This is a genomic window from Pseudarthrobacter ribosi, assembly GCF_055412865.1.
Genome location: NZ_JBVAYZ010000032.1, coordinates 14,056 through 27,021 on the forward strand (window position 1 = coordinate 14,056; position 12,966 = coordinate 27,021).

The 12,966-nt window shown below is 61.4% G+C and carries 13 protein-coding genes; 4 read left to right on the forward strand and 9 right to left on the reverse strand.

From position 1 onward, the window contains the following. Positions 1 to 8 precede the first annotated feature (8 nt). The 6 genes from ACZYZ5_RS20055 to ACZYZ5_RS20080 form a co-directional block, all read right to left on the reverse strand. The gene (locus tag ACZYZ5_RS20055; RefSeq protein WP_463904091.1) at positions 9 to 314 is read right to left on the reverse strand and encodes a hypothetical protein; all 306 of its coding nucleotides are present in this window, start codon (positions 312 to 314) and stop codon (positions 9 to 11) included. Continuing rightward, positions 241 to 744 carry a DUF6338 family protein gene (locus ACZYZ5_RS20060; protein WP_463904093.1) on the reverse strand — a complete coding sequence of 168 codons (504 nt, stop codon included), beginning with the start codon at positions 742 to 744 and terminating at the stop codon, positions 241 to 243. The genes ACZYZ5_RS20055 and ACZYZ5_RS20060 overlap by 74 nt, the downstream gene beginning before the upstream one ends. Continuing rightward, positions 744 to 935 carry a hypothetical protein gene (locus ACZYZ5_RS20065; protein ID WP_463904095.1) on the reverse strand — a complete coding sequence of 64 codons (192 nt, stop codon included), beginning with the start codon at positions 933 to 935 and terminating at the stop codon, positions 744 to 746. The genes ACZYZ5_RS20060 and ACZYZ5_RS20065 overlap by 1 nt, the downstream gene beginning before the upstream one ends. 98 nt (positions 936 to 1,033) lie before the next feature. Next, a complete protein-coding gene (locus ACZYZ5_RS20070) occupies positions 1,034 to 1,741 on the reverse strand; it encodes a hypothetical protein (protein WP_463904097.1) in 708 nt (235 codons plus the stop codon). 226 nt (positions 1,742 to 1,967) lie between these two features. Beyond that, positions 1,968 to 2,408: a recombinase family protein gene (locus ACZYZ5_RS20075; protein ID WP_463904099.1), complete on the reverse strand. Its 441-nt coding sequence runs from the start codon at positions 2,406 to 2,408 to the stop codon at positions 1,968 to 1,970. Positions 2,409 to 2,675: 267 nt separating this feature from the next. Next, positions 2,676 to 3,749 (reverse strand): DUF3644 domain-containing protein, encoded by a 1,074-nt coding sequence (locus tag ACZYZ5_RS20080; protein WP_463904101.1) that lies wholly within the window; start codon positions 3,747 to 3,749, stop codon positions 2,676 to 2,678. Positions 3,750 to 4,147: 398 nt separating this feature from the next. On the opposite strand from ACZYZ5_RS20080, the gene ACZYZ5_RS20085 reads away from it, so the two are divergent. Beyond that, positions 4,148 to 4,999, forward strand: a complete 852-nt coding sequence (locus ACZYZ5_RS20085) for a DUF8757 domain-containing protein (protein WP_463904103.1) — start codon at positions 4,148 to 4,150, stop codon at positions 4,997 to 4,999. Here the strand turns inward: ACZYZ5_RS20085 and ACZYZ5_RS20090 are convergent. After that, the gene (locus ACZYZ5_RS20090) at positions 4,996 to 5,448 is read right to left on the reverse strand and encodes a DUF488 domain-containing protein (protein ID WP_463904105.1); all 453 of its coding nucleotides are present in this window, start codon (positions 5,446 to 5,448) and stop codon (positions 4,996 to 4,998) included. The genes ACZYZ5_RS20085 and ACZYZ5_RS20090 overlap by 4 nt on opposite strands. 216 nt (positions 5,449 to 5,664) lie before the next feature. Between ACZYZ5_RS20090 and ACZYZ5_RS20095 the strand changes: the two genes are divergently transcribed. From ACZYZ5_RS20095 to ACZYZ5_RS20105, 3 genes are all read left to right on the forward strand, one after another. Then, positions 5,665 to 6,276 carry a recombinase family protein gene (locus ACZYZ5_RS20095; RefSeq protein WP_463904107.1) on the forward strand — a complete coding sequence of 204 codons (612 nt, stop codon included), beginning with the start codon at positions 5,665 to 5,667 and terminating at the stop codon, positions 6,274 to 6,276. 481 nt (positions 6,277 to 6,757) lie between these two features. After that, positions 6,758 to 7,108: a hypothetical protein gene (locus tag ACZYZ5_RS20100; protein ID WP_463904109.1), complete on the forward strand. Its 351-nt coding sequence runs from the start codon at positions 6,758 to 6,760 to the stop codon at positions 7,106 to 7,108. Positions 7,109 to 7,454: 346 nt separating this feature from the next. Next, positions 7,455 to 9,188: a SulP family inorganic anion transporter gene (locus tag ACZYZ5_RS20105; protein ID WP_463904110.1), complete on the forward strand. Its 1,734-nt coding sequence runs from the start codon at positions 7,455 to 7,457 to the stop codon at positions 9,186 to 9,188. Between the two features lie 745 nt (positions 9,189 to 9,933). Here ACZYZ5_RS20105 and ACZYZ5_RS20110 read toward each other — a convergent pair. Both ACZYZ5_RS20110 and ACZYZ5_RS20115 read right to left on the reverse strand, forming a co-directional pair. Next, on the reverse strand, positions 9,934 to 11,529 hold the full coding sequence (locus ACZYZ5_RS20110; protein ID WP_463904111.1) for an MFS transporter: 1,596 nt from the start codon (positions 11,527 to 11,529) through the stop codon (positions 9,934 to 9,936). A gap of 278 nt (positions 11,530 to 11,807) precedes the next feature. Next, positions 11,808 to 12,704 (reverse strand): DNA/RNA non-specific endonuclease, encoded by an 897-nt coding sequence (locus tag ACZYZ5_RS20115; protein ID WP_463904113.1) that lies wholly within the window; start codon positions 12,702 to 12,704, stop codon positions 11,808 to 11,810. Positions 12,705 to 12,966: the final 262 nt, after the last annotated feature.

The window sequence follows — 12,966 nt, forward strand, 5'->3', positions numbered from 1 at the left end:
AGATCGGGTCAATGCCTAGGTTCTCTCGGGTCCGACGGGACTCCCCTAAGAAGCAACGCACGAGCGCGTTCGAACCAACTGGCGTTGGTCGGGTCCGGTCTCTCAGGCTTGCGGGCGTAGTTGATTCCAATGCTGGATATCTCTGATCCCCGAAGAACCAGGACAACTTGTGGCTGCAAGACAGGGACCTCATTCACGGCGGTGCTGTGAAGTATCGGCTCAAAGAGGACAAGCTCCCGGTCATCTGCTTCGTGGTCTGCGCTGAAGTTGCCCACGATTCCCTTCCAGATGTCCCCCGACTTCATCGTTACCATGACAAGCTTCGCGATCAGCGAGTTTGCGAACTCTAAACAGCTCAGTCCACAGCGTGTGTTTGTGGACAAGCGGCGTTACTAGATGTCGCGAAAGAAAATGATTAGCGAGAGTCGCTATTCCGAGGCTGGCTGCCAAGTATCCGACCGCGGAGGCGAGCAGGCTACCGAAATGTGAACCAACGTATGCGTTTTCCCAACGAAAAAGGGAAGCGAAATCAGGCGGCTCACCGTCTGTGACCACTCGCCAGGTAGCGAAGGCGGCGAGTCCTGCGGGGATGCTGATTGCGACGGAAGCAAGGACGGTACGGCTTATTTCCTGGAAGGCCGATTCCTTAGCGCGTACTCTCCGTGTTCCGCTGATCTGTTCGAAGTAAAATCCTGGTGCCACAAAGCATATGAATATTAGGAATGACACCCACGAAGCAGGCATTACTCCTCGGTGGAGTCAGTCACTGTGGCTACCTGCTGCAGGAGGAAATCGCGGCCAGAAATTTCGGACGTCGCTGTAGGAAACGACGAAACGGAATCAAAAGATTTTTCGTGCGCGAAAGTAGTCCGATCGTCATACTTCGGTTCAACGACTCCGGTCAGTACGGTGCGCTCTGAGTTACTTTCAGTCATTGTCATCTTCTTTCGGTAGTCGGGAGTAGAGGCGGCCACTGTCAGCTTAGGGCCAGCTAGAAGAAGGTACTAACGGGCCTTCATGACGACAGTTGGGACTAGTCCTGTTCTGCTCCAGCAAGTGGAAACGTTGGCACGGCCCGCCAGCTAGGCGGTTTTTCCCCGAGGGCAATAGCTGTCTGTTTCACTAAGGCCTCTGAAGAGTGCCTAAATACGCGGGCACAGGTGATAGCGCCGTGGAGCGTAAGCGAGTATTTGTTGTCCTTCTGCGGCCGCAATACGGAAGACGCGTGAAGGCCCTGCCGCATGGGTGTGGGCCAGTGTTCGGAGAGATAGCCGCGAGTTAGCCCATGTGCCAGTGAATGACGGACCTGCAGCCATCCGTCAGCCTGGTCCAGGGTTTGCTCCCAGGAGATGTCTGCTTCAGTCCACCAGTTGCTCTGTCCGAGTGCAGGCGGCGAGAACACTGTCAAGGAAAATTGGCTCCGCCAGGTACTGGGAGACCAGTTCCCAAGCTGGGAAACCAAATTCTTTTCGAAGTCCCGAAGGGACGGAGAGTTCGTGTTCGCCAGCTTGGCAATCTGAGCGAAACTTAGTCCTCGTTTCGCCCCTACAACGGCAACAAATTCCTCCAGGAACCCCTCGAAAGCGGACAAGGATGTCAGGACAATGGCCGGCCCGAGTGCCATGTGTTTGGCCTCGGGCCTGTGTTTTTTCCTTTCGTGCAGCTGTTGAAGCCCGTTGGGGACGGCGAGGCTCTTTGCGTAGCGGGCTACAACGCTTTTTAATTCGGGTGCGTAAGGCATGCTGAGGAGTCTAGCCAGCCGATGTCACGATTTCCGTTGCAACTCCGCTGAAGCGCAGGTAACCGATGTGTTCGCATTAAAGGGAATTCGTGGTTACCAGGTCAGCGACGGGGTGGCAGGTGCCGGTACAGGGTGGTGCGTTTCAGCCCGGTCTTGGCGGTGATCTCCTTCATGGAGAAGCCTTTGTCCCGCAGCAGGGCGGCGTGTTCGAGTTTGTCGGCATCGATTACGGAAGGCCGTCCTGTACGTCGCCCGTTGGCAGATGCCACCGTCCGCGCGTGCGAGGCTCGTTCGGCCGCGTAGGTCCGTTCCATCTCTCCGAAGAGTGCCAGCATGACACCGCAAGCTGCGCCATGGGACTGTCCGGGTTGGAAGTGTTGATAGGCAGGGGATCAGCCAGGGTCCGGACGCCGACGCCGCGTTCTTTCAGTGCGTGGACCAGATTTAAGGTGTCCCGCACGGTCCGTCCCAGCCGGTCCAGCGTGTGGACCACAAGAACGTCGCCGGCTCTGGCGTGACGTAACGCGTCCTGAAGCCCCGCGCGATCCGTGGTGGTGCCGGACTTCTTATCCGAGAAGATCGTCTCAATGCCGGCGGCAGTCAAGGCATCCAACTGCCGGGCGAGGTCCTGCTTCACCGTTGATACGCGGGCGTAACCAATCTCCATGCCCAAACCGTACCGAAAGTCATCCCTGTGACAGGGGATTGTGGCGAGGGTTTTGGAACAACATACTGGACAGTCAGATTACGCGGCGTTTAGGCGATTCTGTCAGTTTCAGAAGTCGTCTGCACTGAATGTCAGGAGTCCTCTGCACTAAGCCACTGGGCGACGGAGTACCGAGCCGAAGTGACATTAGTGCAGAAGAGTGTCGAGCAGAAGCAGTGTTAGTGCAGATAAGTGCGCCGACGAAGACGCTGGCGAAGCTTGTCGCAGCTACTTTTTCTGCTTGGCTAAGGGATGTTGCTTCGGATTAGGCGGGGAACCTGGTACCTCGGGAGCCCTTCCCAAGGCGGCTTCGTGCCGGGCAGGGTCGCGGAGTTCCTGGATCATTGCGGCAATGTAGGCCTGCGTGTAGACGTGGCTGTTGTGTGCCTTGCTGTAGATGCACCGTGAACCGTCGGCGTATTCTGCCGATGGACCATGGCCCTTCTTTGGTCCGACACCGTCCCTATGGCGCATCTTCGTGAAGTCGTTGACTGAAAACCTGAACTTGGTCTGTTCTTCGATCGCGGCAGCTGCATTTTTCGGCAGCATCTCGTCGGCAAAGCCGCTGGCTTTGAGCTTTTCGATGATGAGGATTTTGCCCTGTCGTCCCTCTGAATGTTTCTCTTCAAGTTCTTCCGGTGAAAGGTCCTTGGCATTGATGAACTTGAATGCGAGGTCCGCCTCGGACTTTGGTCCGATGATCGGTTGCAGCTGGATCCTGTATTCGTAGCGCGGGTCATCACGCACGTTATCGGGAAGGCGAGCTTCAAACTCTGAGATGTAGGTCATTGCCTCGAGTGGCAGCCCCTTCCGGAGCGCCCGCTGAGCGTCCATTCCTTCCGGTGAGAGCGACTGAACAAAGACGGGAAAGCGGAGTTCCTCCGCGAGGCTTTCCTCCGACCCGAACAATCGGGTTAACTCGGCCTCGAAGTTGATGACATATGCATGAGCGAGGGCTGCGGTGGCGAGTACCAGACTCCGGTCATACCTGTGCTCCACGGAATTGCGAAAGTTGATGAAAAATTCGATGTTTACCCTGATGGGGTCTTCGGGCGCGTAGACCGTGTCGAGGCAGGTTTGGAGGTCCCAGGACTGCTTTTGCCCATACTTGTCTCGCTTGTAGAGGCGGCTGTCCTTCTTCACACGGAAGTAGATGTTGGTCTTCTTCCTAACCAAGTGAGCGTGCACGAGGTTCTGCCATGCCAAGTGCATATGCACTGCAAAATCCGCGAGGCTCTGGCGCTCACCCGGCCTGTTGTAGAAGTCAACGGCGACACACGCCTGCCGGCGTGCCTCCTTCATCGTGTGCCACCAGTTATGTCGCGGCGCTATGGCGTCCCCCTCGTCCCAGCAGCGGCCCCCTTTGATGCCACATCTCTCATTCTCGCTGGTCAGCAGCCACTAGGAGAAAATATTCATCACACGGCGAACAGTGCTGGCAGACGACCGCCTGTCCGAGTCCCCCGGGTGGCGACGTCGGGCTGCAGTTCAGTGCCTCCGCAGGCCAGCAATTGCCAAGGAACTCAATTACGAGAACGATCTCAATCGAGAGCTGCAGGACGTGCCAGCCCTTCGGGAAAGCATCTTGATATCAGTTCTCGAAATCGCACAGCCGATTAAGGTCCGCGAATCGGGTTTTGAGAATCAAAGAGTTCTCCATCGGTCCGTGCATAATTATCGAAACACGACTGGGGGACTAAATGTTTGATCTGTTGCCGCTCGATGGAGACGGACGTAGCTGCTATCCGAAGGACCCCGACAGTCGTTGGGAGACCGCTGAGGTTTTAGTTGTCGTGAAGGCCGCTCCTCAGCCCTCGGCCGCCTATGGCGACACCGTCTGTGTGGCAGGCATCCGGATGAGGGAGAGCGGCCCGGAGTGGATACGGCTCTACCCCATACCCTTCCGCTCCATGGAGGAATATCTCCAATTCACCAAATACGACTTGATCAGGCTGCAGGTGAAACCGGCGTCAAAGGATCCACGAAGCGAAAGCTACATTCCAGATCGTTCCACGATAGAAGCTGTCGCCCATTTGGATCCTTGGAAACCGCGCCATCGATATGTATCGCCGCTTTCTTCGCAATGGACCATGTGCGGAATACTCAGGGCGCAGAGGGCCGGCCAGGAGTTTCCCTCGCTGGCAGTGATCCGCCCCCGTGAAGTAAGAGACTTCAAGCTGACCGTTCACCCAGGCTGGACTCCGGAACAGGCACAAAAGCTCAAAGTGAACCTTGGCCAGGAGGATCTATTTGGGGATGCCCCCAAAGTGCAGCTGCTCGAGGCACCTCGGTTCGAAGGAAAATATTCCTATCTCTGTGAAGACAAGGCTTGCAAAGGGCACGTCCAGGGGTTGCTCGACTGGGAACTCGTCGCGCTGGAAAGGCGGCTGAAGGACCGCGATGACTTCAATGCCATGTCCGAGATTCGCAAGAAATTCTTCACGCAGATGTGCGCTCCCGATCGTCGCCCACTGTTTTTCGTCGGAAATCAGTTGAAGCATCCCCTGGCGTTCAGCGTTATAGGTGTCTACAGATCCCAGTCGCTGAACTAGGTGCGAGACAGAGCTGCAGCTTCGGCCGAAACGGCCTCGAGCACCAGTCGACGATGGCAGCGAGCCTCCGATGCTTCAAAGCACAGAAGGGCCACATGTTCGGCCGCCGCGAGCTGCGCCAGGTGATGGACCGCAGCGTGAGCTGAGTCAGCGAGCAACAACTCTCGATACTTTTCATGGGCAAACCCCGCGGCGTTCGTACCAGGCGCCCAGAACCCGTCACGGTTATCTTTAGGATTGCCGAGGACAGGAAGATGCTCGTAACGAATGCCAGCATCAGCCAAGGCAGCGGAAAGCGCGGTCTTTGAGAACCCCTTTTTCCGAGAGATAGCATTCAGGCGCACGTCTACGAGTACGTCAACCTTCCACGGCTGAAGATGATGAATGAACGACGAAATATCGTGGCCCTCGTAGCCCACACCGATAATCCCGCTAGTCTCCGTCCACATCACCCCATTCTTTCATGGACCGGGCCTGAGCTTTCGTCCAGGGTCCCCTGTCGGGTGCGCGATCGCCAGTACAACCCGTCCCACTTCCTAGGAAGTGGAACGCCCAGGACGGGTTCTTCCAAAAGTGGCGACACGCGGCCAGATTTCGTTCCACAACTATCTTCTTTGAGACGTCCCGTGCCGAGCGTGCAGGATAAGTATCGGTACAGTGGGTCAATGGATATTGGGTATGCCCGCGTCTCGACCGCGAAACAGGACCTCGACCGGCAGATCGACGCACTGCGCGGCGAGGGGATCCTCGCCAAACACATCTATGTGGACAAGAAATCCGGATCCACGACAAACCGGCCCGGACTGCATGAAGCACTCGACCAGGCCCGCGAGGGGGACGTGATCGTGGTGCATACCCTGGACCGGTTGGGCCGTACCGTCCGGGACACCCTGAACCTGATCCACGACCTGGCTGGCCGCGGTGTCGGGGTCCGGAACCTGGCTGACCCGATCAGGGTTGATTCCGCCAATCCAGAGGATCCCATGTCGCAGCTGGCAGTTGTGATGCTTGCGCTCTTCGGCCAAATGGAACGAACTTACGCTATCGAACGCGCAGCTCACGCGCGTGCCGTTGCTGTCGCTAAAGGCAAAAGGATCGGGCGGCCCAGCGTGATCGATCCAGCGAAGCTCGCCTACGCCACCCACCTTCGCGACCAGGAAAATCAGTCCATCTCCGAGATCGTCAAAGCCACCGGTATCACCCGCTCCAGCCTCTACCGTTACCTGCCGCCCCGACCACCGGAACCGCTGACCGCTGAGGACCAGCAGGACTCCTAGGAGCCCAGCGTCGATGGCGGTTGGTGCACGCGCCTTCAAACAGAATGGCGGTTGGTGCACGCGCCTTCGAACGAAACGACGGTTGGTGCAGACGACTTCGGATGCTTCCGTGTCAGGAGTCGCCTGCACCAGTCCCGTCCTTCCGCGGAATCCAGTGCAGACGACTTCTGAAACTGACAGATTCGGATTCGCGGGGGAGCGTCCCACCGAGGGTGTCCCAGTTCTAAGGAAGGGGGACACCGCCAGTCGTTTGGTCTGGTTGCAGTTGGGGGACCTTCATCGCGCAATGAATCGGGGTATTCGGGTCTGTGGACTCCCGCACTGGCATGGGCAAGCGTTCGAATTTCATGCGCCCGCTGATCGACCGGCTTACGGGCATCTTGAGGGCGGACTGAGGCAACCGCACAATGGCGTTGCGACGAACATCGCCGGCGGACGGAGGGCGGGTCCGGTGAAAGAAGCCCGTCGGTAGGATCGACCTATGACCCGTAAGCCCTGGATGACTCTTGGTCCGCCTGCCCATATAGTTGAGCGTTTCTTCGCAAAGCACGGTCGGGCTGGTCTGGTGCTACCTGACGGTTGGTACGGGAGGCCTTTCGATTCCATCTTCACTCTCACCTCCGCCGTGGATCTTCCGGATGGGCTCAAAATCGAGATTGAAGGTGGAAGGGAACTGATTTGTGAAGGCAACGTGACCATCGTCAAGACGGAGTTCGAGAAATATCCGGCTTTGAGGATTGAGGGATTCAAGTCGGCTTCATGGAACCCCCACGATGGCGTCGTAGATCGGCAGACCTATGGCGAGTCAGGTGCGGTCGTCTTAGTTTCCTAGTTAGGGCAGTCACCTCTGGCGCTTGGCGTTCGACGGCCCACCGGCTTACGGACACCGCGCCTGCTTACTAGCGCAGCCAATGATCCCGATTCGGCGTGAGCTTCCGCTGCGGGCGGGCATCTTCAGTCGCGCAGCTCCGGAGATCTTCCCTCACACCGGAGGCCCCTGACCCATTGTCGTGCAGAAATGCCAGGCAAAGGCTGCGCAAACCTCGCGCGAGGAGCGCAAGACGGAGCTGCTGGCCGAGCTGGCGGCGTCGGGGCACTAAGACACCGACGACGGCGGCTGACCCGGTTCACCCCCGGCGGAGGATGCACCGGGCACCGGTGCCCGGCAGAGTGCATTCATGACCGAGACCCCACGCCGGCGGAGCGGCTGGCTGCGCCGGTCGATGCCTGGCCTCGACGTTGCCGCGAACTATCAGCGGAGCTGGTTCGGCAAGGACATCGTCGCCGGCATTGTCCTGGCGACGCTGCTCGTTCCGCAGGGCATGGCCTACGCGGAGCTGGCCGGGTTGCCCACGATCACCGGGCTGTACACCACCGTGCTCTGCCTGGTCGCCTATGCGGTTTTCGGCCCGTCCCGCATTCTCGTGCTGGGGCCGGACTCCTCACTCGGCCCGATGATCGCGGCGACCGTCCTGCCGCTGGTCGCATCCGACGGGGACCCGCAGAAAGCGGTGGCCCTCGCGTCCATGCTCGCGCTGATGGTCGGTGTCATCATGGTCCTCGCGTCCGTCGCGAAACTCGGCTTCATCGCGGACCTCATCTCCAAGCCCACGATGATCGGGTACATGAACGGTCTCGCGATCACCATTCTGGTGGGCCAACTCCCGAAGCTCTTCGGGTTCTCGGTGGACGCTGACGGCTTCATTGGGGAACTCACCGGCTTCGTCCAGGGCGTCGCCAACGGCCAGACGGTGGTGGCCGCGGCAACCGTCGGAATTGCCGGAATTGTGCTGATCCTGGCTCTGCAGCGCTGGCTGCCCAAGGTCCCGTCGGTGCTCGTTATGGTGGTGCTCGCGATCGGGGCGACGACGCTCTTTGGCCTCGCCGACCGCGGTGTCTCGCTCGTCGGGGAACTCCCGCAGGGCTTCCCGCCGTTCACGATCCCCAATGTGGAGTTCTCGGATATCGCCCTGATGTTCGCCGGCGCGCTGGGGATTGCGCTCGTGTCTTTGACGGACACGATCTCGACGGCGTCGGCGTTCGCCGCGCGCTCCGGTGAGGAGGTCCGTGGCAACCAGGAAATGATCGGCATCGGTGCGGCGAACCTCGCAGCGGGCCTGTTCCAGGGTTTCCCGGTGAGCACCAGTGGCTCCCGGACCGCGGTCGCGGAACGCTCCGGCTCGAAGACCCAGCTCACCGGCCTGACCGGTGCCGTGCTGATCCTCCTCATGCTCGTGCTGCTGCCGGGGCTGTTCCGGAACCTGCCCCAGCCGGCGCTGGCGGCCATCGTGATCACCGCATCAATATCCCTCGCCGACATCCCGGGCACAATTCGTCTCTGGCACCAGCGCAAAACCGAATTCAATCTCTCGCTCGCGGCCTTCCTCGGGGTCGCCTTCCTGGGCGTCCTGCCCGGCATCGCCATTGCGGTGGGCCTGTCCGTCCTCCACATCTTCCGCCGGGCCTGGTGGCCCTACGAGACGGTGATCGGGCGGGTGCCGGGAGTCGAGGGTTTCCACGATGTGCATTTCCACCCGGACGCGCAGCACCTGCCCGGCCTCGTGATCTACCGCTTCGACGCGCCGTTGTTCTTCGCCAACGTCCGGCCGTTCCGGGAAAACATCCGGCGGCTGGCCCGCACCGAACCCAAACCGCGCTGGATCATCATCGCGGCTGAACCCATTACCGACGTCGACACGACCGCCGCGGACGTGCTGCTCGAGCTGGACGTGGAACTGAACGCGCAGGGCACCTCGCTCGTGGTCGCGGAGCTCAAGGACGGGGTCCGGGAGAAGATCCAGCGCTACGAACTGACAAGCCAATTCGACCCGCGCCACTTCTACCGCACCATCGACGCTGCCGTGGCCGCCTACATGGCCGAGACCGGAGCCCAATGGAGCACCGGGGAGTAGCCGGGTAGGCATCGAGTTCGTCAGGGGCGGGGCACCTGTTGCCCTGCCGGAGCCCCCGACGTCCTGCGGGTAGGTCTTGCCCCTAAATCCACGGCCAGGGCCTGCAGGTGAGCCTGGGAACTCGCTACCCACTGCCCACCAAGGCCCACGACATGAGAGGACTAATTATTCATGCTGAATCTCCTTCTTGCGGCAGAACTGCGCCATAAGCCCTCCCCCGTGGTCCATACCCAGACAGGCACGACCACACCCGACAGCCATCCGCCAACGCAGACCCTCGCATGTCACCCGATCCGGGTGAAAGCGGCGAGCCCCGCCGAGAGCACAGGTTCACCGACTCGAGCCTTGTAAGCCAAGTGAACCCAGGTCTCTGCGTGGGATCCCCGCAGAATGCGGCGACTGGGACCGCTCCGAGGCTGTCGAACTCGAAACACGACGGTCATCCGCTCTGCCCTCCAAGATCATCCGCTCTGCCCTCCAAGATCACCCGATCATCATGACGGACGACGGACGGGGCGACGCGCAACCGACGACCTGTTAAGCGGGCGGGCGTGCAGCCACTTAGCAGCTTGGTCACGCTAGATCGCTAGACGACCGCGCAGGTCCACGTACGGTGATCGACCTGGTCCGATCCCTTGGACCGCTGGGGGTAAATCGTAATGCGCGTTCGCGGGAAGAGGCGGCGCTTAGGCCAACGCCAACGCCGGCGCAACGCACTCACGTCAGCCCTCGGCGGTTGAGGGGCTTAGCCCAGGAGTGTCCCCTCACCGGTACCGGCGGGCTCGGGGTCGGGGATCCGCATCATGCGGAAGGAGGTGCCGAGCCCGGCGAGGCCGGCGAGGATCGGGACGAACAGCGCGATCTGGAGGGCGAGGGGCCGTGCCTCCGTGTTGATGCGGATAATTTCGTTCTGGATGTCCTCCGGCTGGCCGGCGAGCTGTTCCTGGAGTTGCGCGTCGCTCATCAATTGGGCGTCGTTTTCCAGGACCGTCGCGACCTGCTGCTTATCGTCGGCCGGGAGGACCGTGCTGGCATTGGACAGGCCGATGAAGATGGTCGAGAGCGATGCGAGCATGATGCCGCCGGCGAACGCGAGCCCGAAGGACAGACCGAACGATCCCGCGGCCGAGTTCACGCTGGCGGCCTCGCTGACCCTCTCGTCCGAGATGGGGGACAGGGTGTAGTTGTTGAGCTGGGATACCAGCAGCCCCAGGCCGCCACCGGCGATGATCAGCGGGATCAGGAGCCACCAGCCGGAGTCCGCGCGCGGCACGATCGGGACCAGGACCACCAGCCCCACGAGCAGGAGCAGGAAGCCCCAGCGTATGAGGCTGGCGGGGCGCCGCGTCCCGGATCTCTTTCCCGCGAGTATGGCGACGGCGAACATGGTGAGTGAGAGCGGGGCGATCGAGAGCCCTGACTGCATGGCGTTGTAGCCGAGGACCATTTGCAGGTAGATGGGCAGCACGATCATCGTCCCGCCCAGGGCGATCTGCTGGAGCATTTGGCTGGTGGCGCCGAAGCGGAACGTTTTCGCTTGGAACAGGTCCGGGTCCAGCAGTGTCGGCTTGTGGTGGCGTTTGCGCTGAACGAGCCAGTAGACCAGGCCGCCGAGTCCGACGGCACCGACGGCGAGGAGGGCGCCCACCGATTCGCCGCCTTCCTGCCAGACCAGGATGCCGAGCACGACGCCGCCCATGCCGACGATGGAAAGGATGGATCCGAAGATGTCGAGCTCGCGGGGCCCGGTGTACGGGACGTCTTTGACGAGTTTGATTCCGGAGAGGACGACCGCGATGATGAGGGCCTCGAGCAGGAAGGCGACGCGCCAGGACAGGTACGTGGTGATGAAGCCGCCGAGCAAAGGCCCGACGGCGGCGGCGATCGCTGCCGAGGCGCCGACGAGGGCGTAGACCCGGTGCTGGGCATCTCCCTCGAAGTTGCCGTGGATGAGGGACTGCATGGCGGGAAGGAGCAGCGAGGCGCCCAGCCCGCCGATGAGGGCCCAGCAGATGATGATCGGGAGGAGGCTCTGGGCCAGGGTCATCGCTATGGCGCCGACGGCGTAGCAGCAGAGCCCGATCACGTTGGCGCGCTTGCGCCCGATCAGGTCGCCGATCTTGCCGCCGATCAGGATGAAGGCCGCGGAGACCAGCGCCTCGAGGGCGATTGTCGACTGGAGTCCGCTGACGGTCGAGCCGATGTCCTGCACCACGGCGGAGATCGAGACGTTCATGATCGAGGTGTCGACGACGAGGACGAACATCGCCATCGCCAGCAGCAGCGCGAGTTTCTGGTTGAACGGCGCCGTCGGGGCGCCGCCATTGTTTGGCGGGTTCATCGGTGGCCTGCTCGGCTCGCGGGGATTGGATTCGTGTTGGGGGCGGACATGCCGCCTCCTCCTGCGTGGCCGTGGCAGGTTCACCGGGGGGCGGTCCTGCACGGGCGAATACAACCACAGCCTCCCGGCCCGCGAAGGGCCCTGAACAGAGGCCAAAGTCCCGCCCGTACTGTAGCCGTCACCGGCGACGGTGCGCGGCAACAGATACGCGCAGCCGTCTCCGGCTGACCGCCTTGTTGACGAGGCTCGCGTTGGACACGCCCGGGCGGGTCCTGTTCCTAGTCGTCTAGTTCGAAGTCGAGATCAAGGTCCTGCGGTGTTCTCAGACGCCGCCAGGTTGAAGTGACCCGGGCGGTGGGCAGGGTGGAAGCGATGGGCATCCGGTCCACGGCGGTCAGTTGTTCCAGGTCGAGCCCGGTCAGTACCGCGATGTCTCTGATGGGGACCTGGAATGTTCGGAACGGACCCAAGGGGGGAGCATCGTCGAGTGCTCCAGGGCGGGGTACATCCGGCAGGTCCGCCAGCTGGGGTGTCTGGTCCACGACGTATCCGGTAGCGGCGAGGGAGCCGCCGTGCAGGAAGGCGGCGACCTTGAAGAACTTCAACGGAATCTGCACGCCGCGGTAGACGGGGTCGGTGTCACCGAAGATCGGGCCCGTGAAAACGACGAGCCGCCGGCCGTGGTCGGCGGCGTGGTCCAGCAGGTAGGACTCCAGGCCGAGCCAGAGGTCCATGCCCTGGTTAAACTTGGCCGCCTGCGGGGCCGCGTTCGTGTAGTGGAACGTGTCCATGTTGGCCCGGGCAGCTTCGGCACGGGTGTCGCCCCATACCGCTGACGCCCTGCGGACGAGGTGGCCGCGGTCGATGTCGTTGCGGGCGTAGACCGTCTCGCCCGTCTGCTGGTCCGCGCGCAGCCGCGGATCCAATCTCCACTGGATCCCGGACCGGTCCAGATCCATCAGCTTGGTGCCATCGATGCCGAGCGCGGTGACGGCTGCGAGGCGTTTGTCCGGCCGCATGAGGACGGAAAAGTGGGTGTAGGGGAGCTGGATCGACTCGACGCCGACCAGGGCCGGAATGCCCACCGGGACACCCAGAAAATGCTCATCGAACCCGGGACGCCCGGAAAGATCCTCGGCATTCAAACCGGGCTGGCTTTGCAGTAGTTCATCCATTGGCAGACCGTATCAGCGCCCGGGGACGAAGCCTGAACATAAGTCATGTGGTGCCTCGTTGTGGGCTTGAGAAGAAATGCCCCGGTTGCGGACCAATGCCCGCGATATCACCCCCTGTGGAGGATGGCACCGATCATCCCGGAGGGGTTGGATGAGCTTAAACCACCTCGCGCGCCCAACCGGGAAAGAACTTTTTGTCCGCATTGGCTGCTCTCCCGGATGGTCGCACCCGGCGGTTTATGGCGACCAACGTCCGCGATCC